The following is a 20,447-nucleotide window of genomic DNA, read 5'->3' on the forward strand; positions in this document are numbered from 1 at the left end:
CTGCCCTCTGCCTCCTGCCCTCATGCTCACTCATCTTCATAGGAAGGAAAAGATTCGGTGATCATCTCCTCTCCATCATTGTCTGAATCGCGTAGGGGATTTTTGCCCACCAGCTCATTGCTAATTACAGCATAGGCTTTTTGTAATGCTTCAAGCCGATCCTCCAAAATATTTGCGGCTGGCAATAGCTGCAAAATCTTCATTTTCATAAGTCTATTTCTGACTGTTCCCTTCGCCCCAACGATAAAAACAACTCTGCGTTTTGCAATAGCTTCTTTGACCATATTTTCGATCGCCAAAGAAGCTGTGACTCCCATGAGAGGAACTTCTCGAAAATCCAAAATTAAGACATCATATTTGCCAATAATGCCCATGCGTTGGGAAAGACTTTTCGCCGCCCCAAAACTCATCGGGCCACCCAAACGGAGTAACAGCATTTTTCCTTGAGCTCTTTTGAGAATATATCTTTCCTCGTTATTTAAGGTGATTCCCTCATCAGGAGTCGTAATAGCCTTAATAGAATTTTTTTGTAGATCAGAAAGGCTTTTAACTGTTAATAAATTAGCCACAAAGATCCCCACTCCCACAGCAGTAATTAAATCTACAAAAACTGTGAGAAACATTACCAAATACATTAAGCCAGCAGCTTTAATGGAAATTTGGTGAGCCCGTTTGAGAAAACTCCAATCAATAATATCTATTCCCACCTTAATCAGAATTCCTGCTAGTACAGCATGGGGAATATTTTCGGTTAACACGCCAAATCGGACTACAATCAAAAACAAGATTAATGCATGAAACATCCCCGATATAGGGGTTTTCCCGCCCGATTTGACATTAATTACCGTCCGCATAGTCGCCCCAGCCCCAGGCAAGCCACCAAATAAACCAGCAAACACATTGCCAATTCCTTGGCCGATTAATTCTTGGTCTGAGTCATGGTTCGTTCGGGTGATGCTATCGGCAACTAACGAAGTTAATAACGAGTCAATAGAGCCGAGGGTAGCCAACATTAATCCATAGCCGATAATATTTCTCAGTTCACTAAATTGCAACACCGGCCAATGAATCGAAGGTAAACCAGTGGGGATTTTCCCAATGATATTGATATCACTGTCAGGAAAAACAATCAGAGAAGTTAAAGTACCGATGAATAAAGCTAGTAAGGGGGAAGGAATAATGCGATTAAACTTAGTGGGTAGACCAAAAACAATGATCAGGGTCATGACGCCTAAAATCGTCGCAGCAGGATTAGCTTGACTAATGTCCAAAGGAATATTGCGCACCGCATCAACCACTTTGGCAGAAGGTTCTTGTCCGAGAAAAGGACCAATTTCTATCAAAATAATAATTACGCCAATACCCGACATGAATCCTGAAACAACGGTATAAGGGATCAGCGTGATATATTTGCCCAGTTGTAAAATGCCAAAGATAATTTGAAAGATCCCCCCCAGCATCACCACAGTAAAAGCTAAGGCAAAGCCCGCTTCTGCATTGTTCCCAGCAACATTAGTGAAAACTGAAGCCATTACTACCGTCATTGGCCCCGTGGGGCCAGATATCTGCGAAGGAGTCCCTCCAAAAAGAGCTGCGAAAAATCCGACAAAGACTGCACCATAGAGTCCAGCGATCGCCCCTGCCCCCGATGAAACACCAAACGCAAGAGCCAGGGGCAAAGCCACAATAGCAGCGGTTAGACCACCAAAGATATCTCCCCGCATATTCTTAGAATGTAAACCATGAAACAATTGCATAATGTCCCGGTTATCGAGTATCGGTTATTAGTTGAGTAAGAATTCAGTATTCCCCAGTTATCACGGTTATTTGTTGCTAACTAGAAGAAATCATCATTAAGAAAACAAATTTAGGATTTAATGTTGAGAAAATCATACATTATGTGACATGACATCCAATGATAATTTATCTGAAATAAATAATTCATGCAGCAGCTTGTCTTTGAGGGCACAAGTATATAGAGAATAGTGGTGTGCGGAGATTTATTTGTAACATCTGACGCTAATAATAAAAATCGAAAGCATTTTCTAGGTAATTCTCCAGCCTTAGACTGTTCCCTTGGGGATAATTGCCAAGGTCAGAATGATGCTTCTGACAATGAACTAGCGCCACATCAAAACGACAACAAAAATCTGCTAGTTGAGGGTTTTTGCTAAGAAACAAGGCTGCGGTTTGCGAGATTTTTTTTTGTTTACCCGGTGAGATCGCCTCAATCCCTTGACTATCCCAACTATTGTCGCTGCGAGTTTTGACCTCCACAAAAACTAAAGTTGGTTGGGATCTGTGACGAGCAATCAAATCTATCTCCCCCCAACGGCAACGCCAACGATAGTGCAATACTCGATAGTTTTGTTCCGATAACCATTTGCCAACTAACTGTTCGCCAAGCTCTCCCAGGGAAATTGCCATGAATTTTTAGGTTTTAGGTTTAACATTTTTGTAGCATAACTCAAACCTTGTCTAATCCCCACGGGACTTAATGTTTCTCGTTTCGGGAATTAGGGAATTGGGGAAGTAGGGAATTAGGGAACGCGTATCGCAGCCCTAAGTCCCCATTTTTTCGGTCTCTAAATTCAATCTATGAACCAGAAGTATTACTACGGGACTTGTTCCATCTTCGTGGGATAATATCCTCGGACAAGAAAAAACTATTCTCTAATACTTAATAGTCAAGACATTCGGGGCTTTTCTCTGATAAAACAATTGTCAGTAATAACGATGAAACTTCTAAAAAACAGCTATATTATTTGCTTAAAGAAGGTAATTAGCGCCACTATAATTATTTTCTTGCTGAATCTACTGCTTATTGGTAGCTGGATTACTCCAGCCTGGGCAATAGATTATACGAAAGAAACCTTAAATGGTACAGACTTTTCTCATCAAAATTTGACTGATGCTACATTTGATCATACCAATCTCATTGGAAGTGATTTTAGCGATTCCAATCTTTTCGGCGTAAGATTTTTTGCGGCAAACCTACGAGAAGCAAATTTTGCCAACGCCAATCTGAAATTTGCTGATTTAGAAGCTGCTCGCCTCAGCGATGCTAATTTAACAAATGCGGTTTTAGCAGGAGCCTATTTAACTAATGCCTTATTAGATGGGGTAATTATTGAAGGTGCAGATTTTTCAGGTGCTTTATTAGATCGCAATGACGAGAAGATGTTATGCGATATTGCCACAGGAACTAATCCAACTACAGGTCGCAATACCAGAGATACCTTATTCTGCTTCTAATGTTTTCTACTATTTCTTAACTAATAATGAATGACCAACTAATAAGCATACCGATCGCCCCTGGAGATTTTAAATCTGGTTTTGTGGGAATTATTGGTAGACCTAATGTGGGAAAATCTACTTTGATGAATCATTTAGTTGGTCAAAAAGTTGCGATTACTTCTCCTGTATCCCAAACCACTCGTAATCGCCTACAGGGTATCCTCACGACCCCCCAAGCTCAAATCATTTTTGTAGATACGCCGGGGATTCACAAACCCCATCATGAATTGGGTAAGGTTATTGTCAAAAATGCCCAGATGGCAATTAATGCTGTTGATTTGATTTTATTTGTGGTGGATAGTTCGGCGAAGGCAGGGAAGGGCGATCGCTTTATTGTAGATTTACTGAAAAATACCAAAAACCCTGTAGTTTTAGGATTAAATAAAATAGATCTCCAACCAGAGCTTCATGACAGAATTGATCAAAGTTATCAGGATTTAGCAGTAGAAAACAATTGGTCGGTTAGTAAGTTTTCGGCAATTACAGGAGAAGGCACAACAGAGTTGCAAAGTTTATTGGTCGATAAGTTAGAAACTGGACCTTATTATTATCCTCCTGAGTTAGTGACCGATCAGCCAGAAAGGTTTATTATGGCGGAGTTGATTCGCGAACAAATATTATTGCAAACTCGCCAGGAAATACCCCATTCTGTCGCGATCGCAATTGAAAAAGTTGAAGAGACGGAGAAAATTACCAAGATTTTTGCAGCGATTAATGTTGAGCGAAGTTCTCAGAAAGGAATTTTGATTGGCAAAAAAGGCAGTATGCTCAAACAAATCGGTTCTGAGGCAAGACAGCAAATCCAGAAGTTGATAGCTGGCAATGTCTATTTGGAATTATTTGTCAAAGTGGAGCCTCAATGGCGACAATCTCGACTCCGCCTGGCAGAGTTTGGCTATCAGGTTGAAGGGTAATGGAAAATAAGTAATAAGTAATAAGTAATGAGTAATGGAGCTTACTGGTAACTGGTCAATGGTCAATGTAAAAGTAAAACTATTTGCTGCTTACCAAGAAGTCTGTGGAAAATCGGAGTTAACCTTAAGTTTTCCTGAAGCGACGACTGTCGGAGACGTTTTGAATTATTTGATTCAAGAGAGACCTGAGTTGGAAAAATGGCGCGAAGTCACCCGCTTTGGCATAAATTTGCAGTTTGTGAGTGCGGAAACGGTGATTCGTGATGGCGACGAAATTGTCTTAATTCCACCTGTTAGTGGGGGTTAAGCAATCGAACTAATATCAAAATATAAGCTACCACAATATAGATTTAATAGATACATACCTAGATTATTATTATGCTATGCTGTTCCGAAAGTGAAGCAGAGAGGAGTTGAGCATTGAATTTTAATCGTGATCCTTGGGAAATTCTCAAACAAACAAGCCGCACATTTTATATCCCGATTAATTCTCTCCCAAAAGAGTTGAGAAAGGCTGTGACCTCTGCTTATCTCTGTATGAGAGCGATTGACGATATAGAAGATAGCGATCTTCTCGATAGTAAGACCAAAATTCAGCTTCTGCGCAGTATCAGTCTCAATCTACAATCACAACATTATAGTAATGCTCAAGATCTCTTTAGCGAAGATTTAGCCTATTATAGTCACAATTTACCCGAAGTAAGTTTACGTATTAAAGAATGGTCTTTGCTCGCTCCTCAAGCGATCGCACCGAGAATTTGGGATGCCACCGCTGCCATGGCAGACCGCATGGCTTATTGGGTAGAACAGGACTGGCAGATTAATACAAGAGCTGATCTCGATCGCTACACTTTTAGCGTTGCCGGTTCAGTCGGCTTGCTCCTTTCTGATATTTGGGGTTGGTATGATGGCACCGTAACTAATCGGGATCATGCCATCGGTTTTGGCCGTGGATTACAAGCGGTAAATATTATGCGCAATCGGCAAGAAGATTTGAGTCGAGGAGTGGACTTTTTCCCCCATGATTGGGATATGGCGATGATGCAGGAATACACGCGATCGCAATTACAATTGGCTAATCTTTATATTGAAGCTTTAAGTGAAAGTCCTGCCCTAGATTTTTGCCGCATTCCTTTGACCTTGGCTTATGCCACCTTAGAAGCGATGGCGGCGGGCAAAGAAAAGCTCAGTCGCAAAGATGTATTATCTCTAGTCGCCAAACTGTAAATTAAAATCATTTAAGCCAATTTTTCTGTAGAATTCTGAAAGGGAATAGTAGCAATAAAAAGTTATGACAGATTGGCAATTAGTAGATGGGGGCATTACTGCTCCTAAAGGATATCAAGCAGCAGGAATTACTGCGGGATTAAAAGCTTCTGGCTCCAAGGATTTAACCTTAATTCTATCGGAAACAGATGCGATCGCTGCGGGAGTATTCACTCTATCCCAAGTTCGTGCTGCTTGTGTAGACTACTGCCGCAAACAGCTACAAAAGAATGCTAGTGCCAGAGCTATTCTCTGTAACTCAGGACAAGCCAATGCCTGTACAGGAGAGTTAGGTTGGCAAGATGCCAAGGAATCTGCAGAATTATTGGCCAAACAGTTAAATATTTCGCCCCAGGCGATTCTCCTCGCTTCGACGGGGGTGATTGGGCAGCGCATCAAAATGGATGCTTTGCGTCAAGGCATTCCTAAATTAGTTGCTGCGGCGAGCGTTGATGGTGGCAAGGATGCAGCCGAGGCGATCGTTACTACGGATTTAGTGACCAAAGAAATTGCTCTAGAAACTGATATTGAAGGTCGTCCTGTCAGAATTGGTGGCATTGCCAAAGGTTCAGGGATGATTCATCCTAATATGGCGACTATGCTGGCCTTTATTACCTGCGATGCTGCGGTGGCGACTAATTTATGGCAAGAAATGCTGGCGCGAGCTGTCAATAAAAGTTTTAATCAAATTACGGTAGATGGAGACACCAGCACCAACGACTCGGTGATTGCGCTAACTAATGGACAATCTCGCACTACGGCAATTCGAGAAATGGGCAAGAATGCCGAAAAACTAGAGGCAATGCTAACTGAAGTTTGTCAGTACTTAGCTAAAGCGATCGCCCGTGATGGGGAAGGAGCCACTTGTTTAATTGAAGTGCAAGTGTCGGGTGCGACGAATGAGCAGGCAGCCGCTCAAATTGCTAAAACAGTTGCCGGCTCTTCTTTGGTCAAATCTGCTATTTTCGGGCGAGACCCCAATTGGGGCCGGATTGCTGGGGCAGCAGGGAGAGCTGGCGTAAAATTTCATCAAGATGAATTGAGTATTCAATTAGGTGGTATTTGCTTGATGGACAATGGTCAACCCCTAGAATTTGATCGCGATGCGGCGAGTAATTATCTCAAGCAAGCAGCCGCAGGAGAATACTTGAAAGGTGACACCGTTTTGATCTCTTTAATTGTTGGTAGTGGCTCTGGGCAAAGTACAGCTTGGGGTTGTGATCTGACCTATAAATATGTAGAGATTAATGCCGAATACACAACTTAATCAGTTATCAATTATCAGTGAACAGTTATCAGTTATCAGTTGTCAGTTAATTTTTGGCGATCGCTATGAGAAGGTGAAGGGAATGGTCACAGTCACAATTGATCCTAACCCGACTTCACTTTCGAGATTTATATAACCTCGATGGGTTTCGACGCAATTCTTGACAATGGCTAATCCCAAGCCAGTGCCAGGTATACGTTCAACATTATTGGCACGATGGAAAGGCTCAAAAAGGTGGGGAATATCTGCTTGAGGAATGCCAATTCCCCAATCTTGGATGCGAAAAACGACTTGTTTGTCTTCCGCTATTAATTCGAATTTAATTTGACTATTATCTAGAGAATATTTAATGGCATTTGATAATAAATTGCTGAGAATATGTCTGAGTAAACTTTCATCCCAACTAGATTCAGGCAATGTGTTTTGACTAATAAAAATAATTTCTATCTGCTTTTTATCAGCAATTATTTGTAGTTCATCAACTATTTGACGGCATAAAGAAGTTAAATCCAGGTTTACCAAATTGCACTTTGAAGTTCCAGAATCTGCTCGGCCAACCAAGAGAACTTCATCCAAGAGCTGAGACATATTTTTACTCGCTCCACGCAGCAAATCAAACAGATGAACTTTTTTTTCTTCAGTTAAGAGATGACTTTTTTTTTGCAGTAATTCGGCACAAGCAAGCACAGTAGTCAAAGGATTGCGAAAATCATGGGAAAACATGGAAAACAATCCAGATTTTAAGCGATCTATTTCCCTAACCTTGATTAATTCATCAGTTTTGGTTTGTATTTGATTTACTAAGCTTTCATTAGCTTCTCGCAATATTTCTGAAGCCCGCTGACGTTCGATCGCGTATTTAATCGAACGCACTAAAACCTCAACATTTATTTTGCGTTTAATTAGATAATCCTGGGCTCCTCGGCGTACGGCCTCAATAGCCAAATTATCGTCATTGGTATTAGTTAAAACGACAATTGGTAAATTAGGAGCCTGATCAACTATAGTTTCAACAGATGATAGCCCTTGACTATCAGGAAGGGTCAAATCCAATAAAATTACGTCAAAATAATCGCATTTTAGTTTTTCTAGGGCAGCTTGTAATCGATTGACATGAACCAGACTGAATGATTGTAAATTGAAACTCTTGAGAACTTCTTTTAAAAGTCTGGCTTCAGCAGGATCGTCTTCAATCAGCAAAATTTCAACTGAGTTTTTTGCCATAACCGTCTTTAATTTAATATCCTACTTACATTGGAGTTACCATATGAATAACCTTTTATATCTAAAAAATTGTTATTTAGAAGGCAAAGTAACCGTAGCCAACCAAAATTCTTCGATCCGCTTAACGATCGCAAACAGCTGGCTAAGATTACGAGATTTGGTGATATAACAATTGGCATTGAGCTCGTAACTCTGATGAATATCATCTTCATTACTAGAAGTCGTGAGGATGATCACAGGAATGCGCTTGAGCTGAGGATCAGTTTTGATCTCTTCTAATACTTCTCGACCATCCTTTTTTGGGAGATTTAAATCTAAAATAACTAAATCTGGACGTAAAGCATCTGCATAAGACTCCTCTCGACGCAGATAAAACATTGCATCTACGCCGTTTCTCACTGTCACTAACTTATAGAAAATAGAACTATTCTTTAACGCTTCTTCGATTAAACGAATATCAGCCTTATTGTCTTCTACTAAAAAGATGATCTTGGGCTGTTCATCAGTTTCTACGGTCACGCTCGCGCCCTCCTACGGGTATCGTAAAGTAGAATGTTGAGCCTTTTCCTAGCTCCGACTCTACCCATATTCTGCCACGATGACATTCGATAATTTTTTTGCAAATGGCTAAACCCATCCCCGTGCCTGGATATTCGTCTCGCGTATGAAGACGTTGGAAAATTATAAAAATGCGCTCGCAGAATTGAGGATCTATACCGATCGCATTGTCCTTAACGGAAAATAGCCATTCATATTCCTGTCTTTCGGCTTTAATTTCGATCTCGGGAACTGCGGAGCTGCGGAATTTAATCGCATTGGAGAGTAGGTTCTGGAACAGTTGCATCAGCTGAGTTTGATCCGCCATAATTGTTGGTAAATTATCTTGGATCGTAATTACCGCCTGGCTTTCGCTGATTCGCCTTTGTAAATTAGTCAGAGCTTGTTCCAGGGGAGTTCTAACCTCGGTCAATTCGAACTGACTAACTTGAGAATCTACTTTTGAGTAGGCCAACACATCATCAATCAAGGTCTGCATCAAGGTGACACCTTCGACAGCAAAACCGATGAAATCCTTGGCATCTTCATCCAAGCGCTCGCCATAGCGCATTTCCAGCAACTGTACATAATTAGAAACATGGTTCAAGGGCTCTTGGAGATCATGGGAAGCAACATAGGCAAATCTTTTCAATTCGGCATTGGAACGCTGAAGGTCATTAGTTAATAGCGCGAGTTCGTCTGCCTTGCGGAGTACTATATTGACGATCGCTTTTCTTAACTCCTTAACTGCGTTTACTTCAACCTGTTTCCAAGGTAAAGATGTCAGCCGCACGGTTTCTTTCCACAACTCAAAGGACTTACGGGGTGACATTTTGAGATTACCCTGAGAATGATCTGCTTGATAGGCATTGTGAGGATCTCCCCCCCAATTGACAGTTTGAATCACCTCTGGTCGAAACCATAGGACATAGTTTCTACGGGAAATCGCCATCGCAACTAAGCCACTAGCAGTATTTTTGTATTGATCGGCATCGGGATAAATTTTCGCCAGAGAATCAGTAGTAAAGACTTCTTCGTCAATATTTTGATACAGCCATTTAACCAAAAAATTCAGCTCTTCTTCGGCAGGAGTTTCCCCGAGCAATGTCCAATTGCCGTTATAACAGACTGCGGCACCTCTGGCACTAGTCAAGTTGAGAAGATTGGTGTCATGTTTAATCAACCCACTGACAAAATCGTCAGATTGAGACATATCATCGACTAGCTGGGAACCGAAATAGTTCAGTTTCATCCGATAATCATAATCTTCGGTTTCTTCTCGATTAGAAATTTCAGAAAAAATAACTCGACCTAAGAATTCGCAGGCTTTACGCAATTCGTAGGAAACATATTTTGGGGTTAAATGGTGACAGGCAATCAGTCCCCAGAGTTTACCATCTTCAATTAGGGAAATGGTTAGGGAAGCGCCAACTCCCATATTATGCAGATATTCTAAATGACAAGCAGAGGGGCTCCTGAGAATTGAATTGGTGAGATCTAGCGGGCGATCGCTTATGGGATTGTTGAGGGGATATAGTGCTACTGGTTCAGCCTTTGTATCGGGGATGATTCTGATCCAATTGGAACTAAATAATTTTCTAGCCTGTTTGGGAATATCTGAGGCGGGATAATGTAAGTCTAGATAGGATTCTAGGTGATCTAATTTTTCTTCGGCGATGACTGCTCCATGATTGTCTTCATCGAACTTGTATAGCATGACGCGATCAAATCCTGTGACTTTGCGTACCTCTTGGACAATTATTTGGCAGAAATCTCGTAATCTTGAGGTTTCCTGTAATTGATTGATAGACGCTCTAGCAAGATGATAAAAGCTCAAAAAGGGAATATTTTCTTGAGAAGTAGCGGGTTCCAGCTCTAGAATCAGATTACCTTCAGTGTTGCGGTGAAATACGCCATCGAAAATAACGTAATCATCACCATGCTTTCTTGCCCAAATCTTGGTGGGGTTGATGAAGTCTAGGTTATCTTGTTGCAATCCCATTTCGAGTTTTTCTATTTGAAAGGGATCGAGGATATCCTCCAAGCTTTTTTCCAGCATTTCCTCTGGAGAAATTCCAAATACTGCATAGGAATTGGTGCTAACTTGCAGGATTTTTAGATCTGGCTCTTGGAGCACCAAAACTACTCCATAGGGTTGGATTTTACCTGAATTATGAATTGGTTTTCTTTCAAAAGCTAGTAAATCTGCATTATCTAATGCTGTGTTGATTGTGTTCACAGTTTAATCCCCTTTTATAAAAGTAATTAAGTAATAGGTAAGTAAGTAATAGTCTGGTCTTTATTTATTATTTTGTTTATTGTATGGATGGACTTATTCAAAGAGTATTAATACTCATTTCCTTTTATTCTCTACGAAAAAAATAATTATTCAAATACCCAACTATTAGAAAGAATAACTGTTTGTAGCTTATCTATGGTTACTAGCAAAAATATATTATTTGATTCTTAATCAATGAACATATACTGTTTCTTTTGTTCATCTTTATTTACTTTTTGGGTTAAGATTTTAGGATTTTATTTAAAGTATATTTTCGTCATCTGAATCCTTAGTGCTTGCTATCTTCAGTTAAGAATAAACCGCATCCTAAATCCCAGACTTACCTAAGAACACGCACGAAACATAAAAAAATATTCATTTTACCTGAGTTGTCCTAAGATGTAATGAATAGCTCGCTTTAACTGCATTAGCGATGTCAAAAAACCAAGATAAGGATTCTCCAGCAGAATCTAGAGAAAATAACATCACAAATATTAATCTCTATGGTGGTAATTACAACGAGAAGATAGAAGGAAATTACTATCAAAATAGAGAAGTAATTTTGCAGCGCAATTTTGTTGCGCGATCGCCGTACAAAGGATTGAAAAGATTTAATGCCAAGGATAAGGAGCTATTTTTTGGGCGATCGCGACTGACAAGTAAGATCATTCAAGCAGTAAATCAGAGTAATTTGGTTTTGGTTTTAGGGGCGTCCGGAAGTGGCAAATCCTCTGTGGTCAGGGCTGGGGTAATTCCTCAGATGGAAGATTTATCGACATCTCAAACTTGTTTGTTTACTCCTAACCGAAATCCTTTTGTTTCTTTTCATCGCAGTTTGTTAGATCCCGAAGCAGATGTCTTTGACGAGTCGGAAGTGGAGTTTGTTCTAGAGGGTGGCAGTAATACTTTAGGCAAAACTTTTAAGCTTCTCAAAAGCAAAGATGCTCAATGGTTGATTTTTATTGATCAGTTTGAGGAATTATTTACTAGTTGCTCGAACATCGAAACTAGACGCAATTTTATTCAAGGGATTGTGGAGCTGGTACAGGATAAGAAGCAATCGGTGAAGCTTGTTTTGGCAATGCGATCGGATTTTTTGGAAGAGTTGGGGGCTTATCCTAAATTTTCTGAAATTGCTGAGAAAAATATTAGCTTGGTGGCGGATCTGCAAACTGAGGAGTTGCGACAAGCGATCGCGGAACCCGCAGCAAAACATGGTGTGGTTTTTGAATCGGGTTTAGTGGAGGAAATTATCAAAGATGTTCAGGGGCAAGCTGGTTCTTTGCCTTTGTTGCAATATACTCTGAATTTGCTTTGGCAAGAGAGCGATCTTAGCGAAAGAGTGTTAAAGAGCGAGACTTATCGTCAATTGGGTGGGGTGAGTGGTGCATTACAAAAACATGTCAATCAGATTTATCAGGAATTTTCTCCAGAGCAGCAGTTAGCGACTAAACAAATTTTGCTGAGATTAGTTGATGTGGTTATTTCAGAGAAATCAGAAGATCTAAGAACGGCGGTTAGTCGCAGGGCATATAAGTCGGAGTTTACGGATATTCAAGCGGAGACGGTTCAGCTTTTGGTGGATCAAAGTTTGTTGGTAAGTGATGAGCTGAGGCAGGAGAAACAGGCAACGGTGGAGATTGCCCATGAAGCTTTATTGACTTCTTGGGCGGAACTTAAGGATTGGATTAGCGATGCGCGGAGTACGATTTCTTTGAATAATCGTTTGGCGGAGGATGCAGCTCGTTGGCAAGGTTTGAGGGGAGAAAATCAGGAACGGGCGAATGAGGAATTATGGACTGGTTCTAAATTAGAGAAGGCGATCGAGTTAAGGAAGGATGGGACTTTTGATATTGTGTTGGGTGGTTTGGGGGAATTAGTTAATGGTTTTATTGATGCGAGTGTTGAGTGGCGAGAGCAAAGAATTCAAAAAGAGTTAGAAGCAGCAAAAAAAATAGCAGTAGCTGATAGAAAAATAAGAATAGAAGCCCAAAAGAGAGCAAAAGAACAAAAAGAGGCTAATATAAAATTACGAATTTGGTCAATAGTGGCAGGATCTTTTGGCATAGCAGCAAGTTTTTTAGGAATTATTTCTTACTTCGTTAGCCAAGAATCACAATTGAAACAGCGAGCCGCCGAAATTAAAGTTCAGCTTTCTGTTAAGAATGGGATAGAGTATTTGTTGGAATCTATTGATTTAGTTGGTGATAATCAAAAATTCAATCAAAGATCTTTTAATACAATAAATAAGCTATTACTTGAGGTTCAATCGGTTCTGTATCAAGCAGTAGAAGATAGTAGGGAAAAATCTGCATTTAACGATCACAACAATTCAGTTTGGTCTGTTGCCTTCAGTCCCGATGGTCAGCACATTGTTACTTGTAGCGCAGACAAAATGATCAAATTATGGTCATTAGAGGAGCAATCTCTAGTTCATAATTTTAATGGTCATAAAGATTATGCTTGTTATGTAGTAAGGTTTAGCGCTGATGGCAAGTATATTGTTAGTGCGGGAGGAGATAAAACGATCAAATTATGGTCAGTAGAGGAAAAATCTCTAGTTCATAATTTTAATGGTCATAAAGATAAGATAGTATCCGTGAATTTTAGCCCCGATGGTAAGTATCTAATTAGTGCCAGTTGAGACAAAACTGTTAAGTTATGGAATGTAAAGAATAAGTCTTTAATTAATACCTTTAATGGACATCAAGATAATGTCGTATCTGTAGATTTTAGCCCTGATAGCAAGTATTTCGTTAGCGGCAGTTTAGATGATACTATTAGGCTATGGTCAGTAGAAGAACAATCTATAGTGCATACCTTTAATGCACATCAAGATAATGTCGTATCTGTAGATTTTAGCCCTGATGGTCAGTATCTAGTTAGTGGGAGTTTTGATAAAACAATAAAGTTATGGTCATTAGAGGACCAATCCTTACTTCATTCTTTTAACGCTCATCAATCTGAAGTTTTATCGGTAAAATTTAGTCCCAATGGTCAGTATATTGTTAGTGGCGGGGCAGATAAAACAGTAAAGTTATGGTCAGTGGAGAATCAATCCCTGCTTCATTCCTTCAATGCTCATCAATCTGAAATTATGTCATTAGACCTTAGCTTTGATGGAAAGTATCTTATTACTGGCAGCCGAGATAGTAATGTGAAGTTATGGTCAATAGAGAATCAGTCTCTGCTTCATTCCTTTAATGCTCATCAATCTGAAGTTTTATCGGTAAAATTTAGTCCTGATGGCAAATATTTTGTTAGTGGAGGTAGAAGTAAAAAGATTAAGTTATGGTCAGTGGAGAATCAATCTCTGCTTCATTCCTTTCTCGCTCATGACGATTCGGTCACATCTGTGGATTTTAGTCCCGATGGTAAATATATTGTTAGCGGTAGTAGAGATAAAAATATTAAGTTGTGGTCATTACAAGAGCAATATTTAATTCAGTCCTTTAACGCTCATCAAGATATTGTCTACTCTGTAGATTTTAGCTCTGATGGTAAGTATGTTGTTAGCGGTGGTGGAGACAATACAGTGAAGTTATGGTCAGTGGAGAATCAATCCCTGCTTCATTCTTTTAACAATGCTCATCAATCTGAAGTTATGTCCGTGAAATTTAGTCCCAATGGTCAATATATCGTTAGTGGAGGTAGAGGTAAAAATATTAATTTATGGTCAGTAGAGCATCAATCTCGACTTTATTCTATTAACAATGCTCATCAAGATTTTGTTTATTCTGTAGATTTTAGCCCCAATGGCCAGTATATTGTCAGCGGTGGTAAAGATAATGCAGTGAAGTTATGGTCAGTAAAGCATCAATCCCTTCTTCATTCCTTTATTGGTCATCAGTCTGCGATTCTATCAGTAAAATTTAGCCTTGACGGTCAGTATATTGTTAGTGGTGGTCTTGATAAAACGATCAAGTTATGGTCAGTAGAGGAGAAATCCCTTCTCCATTCCTTTGACACTCACCAAGATATAGTTTTATCTGCAGCATTCAGTCCTGATGGTCAGTATATTGTTAGTGGAAGCCATGATAAAACGGTGAAATTATGGCAAGGAACCAATTGGCAGGATTGGATAGAAATCGGATGTGAAAGAATAAGATTACATCCTGCTTTAGCCTCTGACGCAATAGAATCTGCACCAGGAGCAGCAAACACTTGTCTCAAATATGGTCGCTGGTCAGACAGTGAAAAAGCACAATTTTTAGTCAAACAAGGATTAGCGATCGCCTCAGAATTAGGAGATGCCAAACTAGCAATCAAAAAATTCCGCCAAGCAGACAAATTAGATCCCAAAAATGTAGATTTAGCCGCCTTAGAAACCCAAATTAATTAAATTTTTTCTTTGCTTCTTCCTTTGCGCCTTTGCGTCTTTGTCCCCATTCGAGGATAAACGCGAGATAAGAAATCATCTTAGCCGCGTTAAAAGCCGAAATCAATCAGCAATAACCCTGCCATTGTGATCAAAAAGAAAAAACTGTTGCTCATCTAACTTGATCGTCAAGCGATCGCCTTTCTGACCTTGCCAATTAGCAGGAGCAAATAAATTAATCGAAATATGAGAATCTGGAAATTTACCCCTAATTAAAATTTCCTTACCCAAAGGTTCAACTAAATCTATCTCTACAGCTAAAGTTACAATGTCTTCAGTTATTTCTGTATTCGTAATAATCGTAATATTTTCAGGACGAATTCCTAACTCTAAACTTGCTCCTTGAGGTAGTTGCAACCTTCGTCTGACCGCATCGGAAATAGGTATAAATTGATGATTTATTATAAAATTTCCATCACGATAAATCACAGGAAAAATATTCATCGGTGGACTACCCAGAAAACTCGCCACCATCCGATTGGCAGGATGAGCATAAATCTCCTGCGGCGTGGCAATTTGTTGAATCACCCCATCTTGCAACACCACAATGCGATCGGCTAAAGTCATAGCTTCCACTTGATCATGGGTCACATAAATCGTTGTAATCCGAAAGCGATCGTGGAGTTGCTTTAATTCGGCTCTGGTATCATCTCGCAATTGAGCATCCAAGTTAGACAGTGGTTCATCTAATAAAAAGACCTGGGGTTGCCGCGCGATTGCACGACCCAAGGCAACTCGTTGTTGTTGTCCCCCCGATAATTGTTTCGGCTTACGTTTTAGTAAATGCTCAATATTCAGCGAATGAGCGACCTCTTGAACTCTTCGGTTGATCTGAGTTGACTTTTCTCCCCGCATTTTGAGGCCAAAAGCTAAGTTTTCCGCCACACTCATATGAGGATAAAGGGCATAGTTTTGGAATACCATCGCAATGTCACGCTGACGAGCCGGGATATCATTAACTAGGCGATCGCCAATATATAATTCGCCGCTAGTAATCGATTCCAGTCCCGCGATCGCCCGTAAAATAGTTGATTTTCCGCAGCCCGAAGGCCCGACTAAAACTAAGAACTCATGATCCTCGACGGTAAAGGTAATATTTTCAATCGCAGTGACATTGTCAAATTTGCGGGTAATTCCTTGTAAACTAACTTTTGCCATTTATTTATAAGAACTTTTAGGCAACTATAATAATCTAAAAAGACTATTTTTAGGGAAAAAGCTAAGATGCTTGAAGCGCGACGGGAGTATAGAGTAAATGAATTAAATGTTTGACTGAGACAGTTTCCATTGCATAGGTTATTCCTTTTTCGTCAGCAAAATCGATTAAAAATGCTTTTCCATCGTAATCCATGATTACTGTTCCGACTTGTCCTTTTCTAAGTAATATTGGTTGCTTCGTTTCTTTATGAATTGCAGAAATATTTTGATCTATTGCAACTAAATCGTATTCTTTAATTTGATTCATAATTGCCTCATTTGTTAACTGGATAAGCGTTTGTCAATCTGGGAAAAGTTTCATTTTGACGAATAATCCAAGAACTCAAAATTAGAGAACTTCCTGCTTCAGTAGACAATAAAAATTTAATATCATAATGAACACCATAACGGTCTTGTTTATAGATTACTGCATCTTGCTCTTTAATTGCTTGTAACAAGGCTTATTCTAATATCTCTTTATTTTCCGAAGTAATTCCCAGTCTTTTTTGAAAAAGCAATGCTTTATGTTTTCCTTGAATGTGTTGATTGTTTAGACAATAGCGTTCTAGCTTGTCGCCTAAAATAGCTTGATTATTATTTGGTAACTTCATTGATTAAAGCGATCGCCAATATATAATTCGCCGCTAGTAATCGATTCCAGTCCCGCGATCGCCCGTAAAATAGTCGATTTCCCACAACCCGAAGGCCCAACCAAAACTAAAAACTCATGATCCTCGACGGGAAAGGTAATATTTTCAATCGCAGTGACATTGTCAAATTTGCGGGTAATTAATTCCTTGTAAACTAACTTTTGCCATTTATGAGTTCTCAAGTGCTTGCTATCTTAAGTTAAATATAAACTGCATCCTAAATCCTAAACTTACTGAATAACACGAACAAAATATAAAAGTCACCTATTTTACTTATGTTATTTTAGTCTGTTTTATATTTTTGATGTAGGAATTTTCTTATAATAAGAAGTGCAAGAAAATCATTTATTAAATTGCTTTTATAATGAACGATGAAAATAAATTAGATAAGCAAAATAAAAGTATTTCTATTAAACAGGGTAATTACAATGAGAATATTGAAGGTGATTATACTCAAAACACTATAAACATTGGAGTCTCACCAGAGGTTTATGCAGAAGCTATAAAACAAGGTGAGGAGGCAAAAAGAAAGCTAAAAGAGCTTGAGCGGGATAGAAGTCTCAGTGCTACTGCCAAACGAATATTAGCGGAAGCAGAGGAAGCGGAAGAGAACGAAGATAATAAGCTCTATTTAGACAAAATTCAAGAGTATAGTCAAATAGTTAATGATGAACCTATTAAGAGAGCAGCAGAAGCCAAGGTTCTTGAAGGAAAAGTTTTATTTTCTCAACTTCAATTAGAAGAAGCTCAAAAAGCAGTAGAAAGAGCTGTAGAGCTTGATCCAAATAATCCTAAATATCTAAATACTCTTGGAGAATATTTGCAATGGAATGGAAAGCATCAGGAGATGGCAGAAATATCCCTAAAGGCTATTTATTTGATTAAAAAGCAAGAACCAATAGATGAAATTCTTCTAAGCGATGGTTTAGATAATCTTGGTACAGCATATCAATTTGGAGGTAAATATAATTTAGCAGTTGAACCTTTTCAACAAGCTTTAGAGATTAGAAAAAAGCTATTAGCAGAAGAACATCCTATAATGTAGCAAACAGTCTACATAATCTGGCATTCTTGTACCAGAGACAAGGAAAATATGCAGAAGCAGAACATCTCTATCTACAGGCTTTAGAGATAGGAAAAAAGCATTTAGGAGAGAAACATCCTGATGTAGCAAACAGTCTAAATGGTCTGGCAGGATTATACCAAAAGCAAAGAAAATATACAGAAGCAGAACATCTCTATCTACAAGCTTTGGAGATTGTCGAAAAAGCATTAGGGAAAGATCATCCTAATACTCAAATAGTTAGAGAAAATTATAAACGGTTGAAAGAAAGATCAATTACTCGTGGACAGTTGATTCAAGTAATGATTTAGATTGTTCCTTGAGCCTTGTAATCTGCGCTTCGGGGTCGGAATTCAAATCTATATTTGGCATATTAACTTATAAAATTAATTTTGTTTGTCGCTAACACCGGTTTATTAGCGACAGTTCGGTTAGTGAATTAAACAGGCACTAAGAATTTAAACCAGATCAAAGTTAACCAATCTTGAAAGTCATATTCACGAACTATGGCTTCTAAATCAGCTTGCCATCTTGCCATCATTTTTTTTGTGACTGGCATATTCTGATCTTCCTCAGATGATTCCTCGCTTAAGAATTCACTTGCAGTTTCTGATTCAATGATTTCGTCTTCATCAAGCCATTCTTCGATCAGCTGTTCAACCGAAATTTCCAACTCCAGGGCTTTTTGTTTTAACCTTTGGTATAAATCTGAGTTGATGTTCATCCGTTTTTTCTTGGGTTCCTCGCCAAAAACCCTACCAATGGCATTGGCACTAATCAGATGCTTGGGCACTTCCTCAAGAACTTTACGCCAAGATTCAATTAAGTCTGTTTCCTGGGGAGCAGTTTTTAGTAGTTTGCTGGCTTGAGCTTCACAATTAGGAAGGGTTTCAAAGCCCGCTTCGGCAAGATAAATAACTGCTCTGGCTGCTCGAATGAGTTTGCTGATTTGCCATTTGGCTTTACCTATTGCTTTTTCGCAATATTCTTGCCAGCTCGAAAATTTACCTTTCCAAAGCTTGTAATAACGAACTTTTTCAGCTACTAGTCCGACACGCACCCAATTAAGTAGATGTTCTTTGATTTCTCTAGTTGCCCATTCATAGGTTAGATATTTACCTTCATCAAAAAGCTCATATTCATATGTTAAGAGATCTTCTACTGAGGGCGGTAAAGGATGATAGTAGGGGTCAGGAGGAGAACCGACTAGTGTTGAGTTGGAGTTTGTCATAAAAAACTATTTTTTAGGATTCTTAGTTGGTTGGTAGTCAATACTGTTCGGTTAAGCCCCCCAGCCCCCAAATTTGGGGGAGCCAAACTTGTAAAAGTCCCCCAGGATTGGGGGATTTAGGGGGCGGACAAAATAACTTGAGTGACTAACCAAACGGTATTAAGCTTGTAATTGTCAGATTACTCATTGTTTTTTTCTGATTTTGATTTTGTTGCTGCGAAATCATCTGGAAGATCTCGAACTTTTTCAATTCTCAAAGTTGAACATAAAGCTTTAAGTTGGAGTAAAGTAGGACGTCCTATCGTTTCCCCAGATATCCAACGTTGATAGGTTTTCAAGGGAATATTACAAGCTTGTGCAAACTCTTTTTGATTCAAGTTTGTTCGTTCAGTTCTCAGAATTTCCAATATTGCATTGCTGTTTTTGACTTGTTTATAACTTTTTCCCATTTTACACAAAAAATGTCAACTTGACTTTTTTGAGGTAAAACGCCATAATCATTCTTAAGCAAAAAAAGAACGAAATGACGGTTGAACCACAAACATTGGTTATATTGTCGAACTATAAACCCAATACCACAAAGGCTTTTTTGCCCATCTACTATTGATGAGATTGAGATGTAGAGGATGCCAAAATGCTTAAAGGGCAAGGGATTCACTAATATAAAATTCAAATTAACCCTATGGAATAAATTTTATCAGTCTGCAAAATTACAACATCAAGAACACTAATATTTACCGCGATCGCAATTCACCTAATTAATCATTAAGTCTTAGGTGAATACAAAATAGTTTTGCCTTTCTTAAGATGAAATTTTTTAGTTTTTTCTGAGGGAATCGCTTGTCTAAAATTCAGTTTATTTAAAAATCATATTAGTCTATGAAACAAACAAAACAAATCTTTGCCGCTGAGCCAATCTCATCTTCTGATACTAATGAAAATTAAAACGAAGGCAGAAGAATGAAGGCAGAAGGCAGAAGGTAACTGGCATAGTGGGAGAATTAGACTCATCACTATGCCCTGTTCCACTTAAAGAAGTGGAGGAATTCAACCTAAAGGGATAAGTTAGAAGTAGTTTTATCCTTCTGCCCTCTCTCTTGGTGAGCGTCTCTTGGTAGACATTCCCTTGCTCGGTCGGCGTTCCC

Annotated in this window: 18 protein-coding genes and 3 pseudogenes; 10 read left to right on the top strand and 11 right to left on the bottom strand. The window is 39.1% G+C overall.

The annotated features are described in order from the left end of the window. Positions 1-26: 26 nt before the first annotated feature. Complete coding sequence (locus XEN7305_RS10265) at positions 27-1,757, bottom strand: SulP family inorganic anion transporter (protein WP_006509343.1); 1,731 nt, start codon at positions 1,755-1,757, stop codon at positions 27-29. A 262-nt stretch (positions 1,758-2,019) separates the two neighbouring features. After that, positions 2,020-2,427 (bottom strand): YraN family protein, encoded by a 408-nt coding sequence (locus tag XEN7305_RS10270; protein ID WP_006509344.1) that lies wholly within the window; start codon positions 2,425-2,427, stop codon positions 2,020-2,022. A gap of 309 nt (positions 2,428-2,736) precedes the next feature. Here XEN7305_RS10270 and XEN7305_RS10275 point away from each other — a divergent pair, with 309 nt between their 5' ends. The 5 genes from XEN7305_RS10275 to argJ all read left to right on the top strand — a co-directional run bounded on the left by XEN7305_RS10275 (position 2,737) and on the right by argJ (position 6,744). Then, positions 2,737-3,255: a pentapeptide repeat-containing protein gene (locus tag XEN7305_RS10275; protein ID WP_006509345.1), complete on the top strand. Its 519-nt coding sequence runs from the start codon at positions 2,737-2,739 to the stop codon at positions 3,253-3,255. 26 nt (positions 3,256-3,281) lie between these two features. Further along, complete coding sequence (gene era, locus XEN7305_RS10280; protein ID WP_006509346.1) at positions 3,282-4,211, top strand: GTPase Era; 930 nt, start codon at positions 3,282-3,284, stop codon at positions 4,209-4,211. A 34-nt stretch (positions 4,212-4,245) separates the two neighbouring features. Then, positions 4,246-4,518, top strand: coding sequence for a MoaD/ThiS family protein (locus tag XEN7305_RS10285; protein WP_006509347.1), 273 nt, complete (start codon positions 4,246-4,248; stop codon positions 4,516-4,518). 113 nt (positions 4,519-4,631) lie between these two features. Beyond that, complete coding sequence (locus XEN7305_RS10290) at positions 4,632-5,438, top strand: squalene/phytoene synthase family protein (RefSeq protein WP_006509348.1); 807 nt, start codon at positions 4,632-4,634, stop codon at positions 5,436-5,438. A gap of 64 nt (positions 5,439-5,502) precedes the next feature. After that, entirely contained in the window at positions 5,503-6,744 is a 1,242-nt protein-coding gene (gene argJ / locus XEN7305_RS10295) for a bifunctional ornithine acetyltransferase/N-acetylglutamate synthase (RefSeq protein ID WP_006509349.1), read from the top strand. Between the two features lie 63 nt (positions 6,745-6,807). Here the strand turns inward: argJ and XEN7305_RS10300 are convergent, their stop codons facing one another. The 3 genes from XEN7305_RS10300 to XEN7305_RS10310 form a co-directional block, all read right to left on the bottom strand. Continuing rightward, positions 6,808-7,968 (bottom strand): hybrid sensor histidine kinase/response regulator, encoded by a 1,161-nt coding sequence (locus XEN7305_RS10300; RefSeq protein ID WP_006509350.1) that lies wholly within the window; start codon positions 7,966-7,968, stop codon positions 6,808-6,810. A 72-nt stretch (positions 7,969-8,040) separates the two neighbouring features. Further along, entirely contained in the window at positions 8,041-8,487 is a 447-nt protein-coding gene (locus tag XEN7305_RS10305) for a response regulator (protein WP_006509351.1), read from the bottom strand. Beyond that, positions 8,471-10,744 carry an ATP-binding protein gene (locus XEN7305_RS10310; RefSeq protein ID WP_006509352.1) on the bottom strand — a complete coding sequence of 758 codons (2,274 nt, stop codon included), beginning with the start codon at positions 10,742-10,744 and terminating at the stop codon, positions 8,471-8,473. The genes XEN7305_RS10305 and XEN7305_RS10310 overlap by 17 nt, the downstream gene beginning before the upstream one ends. A gap of 472 nt (positions 10,745-11,216) precedes the next feature. Between XEN7305_RS10310 and XEN7305_RS10315 the strand changes: the two genes are divergently transcribed. From XEN7305_RS10315 to XEN7305_RS30130, 3 genes and pseudogenes are all read left to right on the top strand, one after another. Continuing rightward, entirely contained in the window at positions 11,217-13,427 is a 2,211-nt protein-coding gene (locus tag XEN7305_RS10315) for an AAA family ATPase (RefSeq protein WP_006509353.1), read from the top strand. 15 nt (positions 13,428-13,442) lie between these two features. Then, positions 13,443-14,195 (top strand): annotated as a pseudogene (locus XEN7305_RS30125) (WD40 repeat domain-containing protein); the annotation flags it as partial. A gap of 3 nt (positions 14,196-14,198) precedes the next feature. Continuing rightward, complete coding sequence (locus tag XEN7305_RS30130) at positions 14,199-15,125, top strand: WD40 repeat domain-containing protein (RefSeq protein WP_304412413.1); 927 nt, start codon at positions 14,199-14,201, stop codon at positions 15,123-15,125. Positions 15,126-15,224: 99 nt separating this feature from the next. Here XEN7305_RS30130 and XEN7305_RS10325 read toward each other — a convergent pair whose 3' ends face one another. The 4 genes and pseudogenes from XEN7305_RS10325 to XEN7305_RS10340 all read right to left on the bottom strand — a co-directional run. Then, positions 15,225-16,319, bottom strand: a complete 1,095-nt coding sequence (locus XEN7305_RS10325; protein ID WP_006509355.1) for an ABC transporter ATP-binding protein — start codon at positions 16,317-16,319, stop codon at positions 15,225-15,227. A 61-nt stretch (positions 16,320-16,380) separates the two neighbouring features. After that, positions 16,381-16,626: a DUF4926 domain-containing protein gene (locus XEN7305_RS10330; protein WP_006509356.1), complete on the bottom strand. Its 246-nt coding sequence runs from the start codon at positions 16,624-16,626 to the stop codon at positions 16,381-16,383. A gap of 7 nt (positions 16,627-16,633) precedes the next feature. Further along, positions 16,634-16,969: pseudogene (locus XEN7305_RS30315) on the bottom strand (DUF6883 domain-containing protein). An 8-nt stretch (positions 16,970-16,977) separates the two neighbouring features. Then, positions 16,978-17,190, bottom strand: a pseudogene (locus XEN7305_RS10340) (ATP-binding cassette domain-containing protein); the annotation flags it as partial. Positions 17,191-17,372: 182 nt separating this feature from the next. Here XEN7305_RS10340 and XEN7305_RS10345 point away from each other — a divergent pair. Together XEN7305_RS10345 and XEN7305_RS10350 are read left to right on the top strand one after the other, a co-directional pair. Further along, positions 17,373-18,053 carry a tetratricopeptide repeat protein gene (locus XEN7305_RS10345; RefSeq protein ID WP_006509360.1) on the top strand — a complete coding sequence of 227 codons (681 nt, stop codon included), beginning with the start codon at positions 17,373-17,375 and terminating at the stop codon, positions 18,051-18,053. 26 nt (positions 18,054-18,079) lie between these two features. Beyond that, entirely contained in the window at positions 18,080-18,382 is a 303-nt protein-coding gene (locus XEN7305_RS10350; protein ID WP_006509361.1) for a tetratricopeptide repeat protein, read from the top strand. A gap of 128 nt (positions 18,383-18,510) precedes the next feature. On the opposite strand, the gene XEN7305_RS10355 is transcribed toward XEN7305_RS10350, so the two are convergent. Together XEN7305_RS10355 and XEN7305_RS10360 are read right to left on the bottom strand one after the other, a co-directional pair. Further along, complete coding sequence (locus tag XEN7305_RS10355; RefSeq protein WP_006509362.1) at positions 18,511-19,302, bottom strand: hypothetical protein; 792 nt, start codon at positions 19,300-19,302, stop codon at positions 18,511-18,513. Positions 19,303-19,481: 179 nt separating this feature from the next. Continuing rightward, the gene (locus XEN7305_RS10360; RefSeq protein ID WP_006509363.1) at positions 19,482-19,751 is read right to left on the bottom strand and encodes a DNA-binding transcriptional regulator; all 270 of its coding nucleotides are present in this window, start codon (positions 19,749-19,751) and stop codon (positions 19,482-19,484) included. Positions 19,752-20,447: the final 696 nt, after the last annotated feature.

It is taken from the genome of Xenococcus sp. PCC 7305 (genome assembly GCF_000332055.1).
In the GTDB taxonomy this organism is placed as follows: domain Bacteria; phylum Cyanobacteriota; class Cyanobacteriia; order Cyanobacteriales; family Xenococcaceae; genus Xenococcus.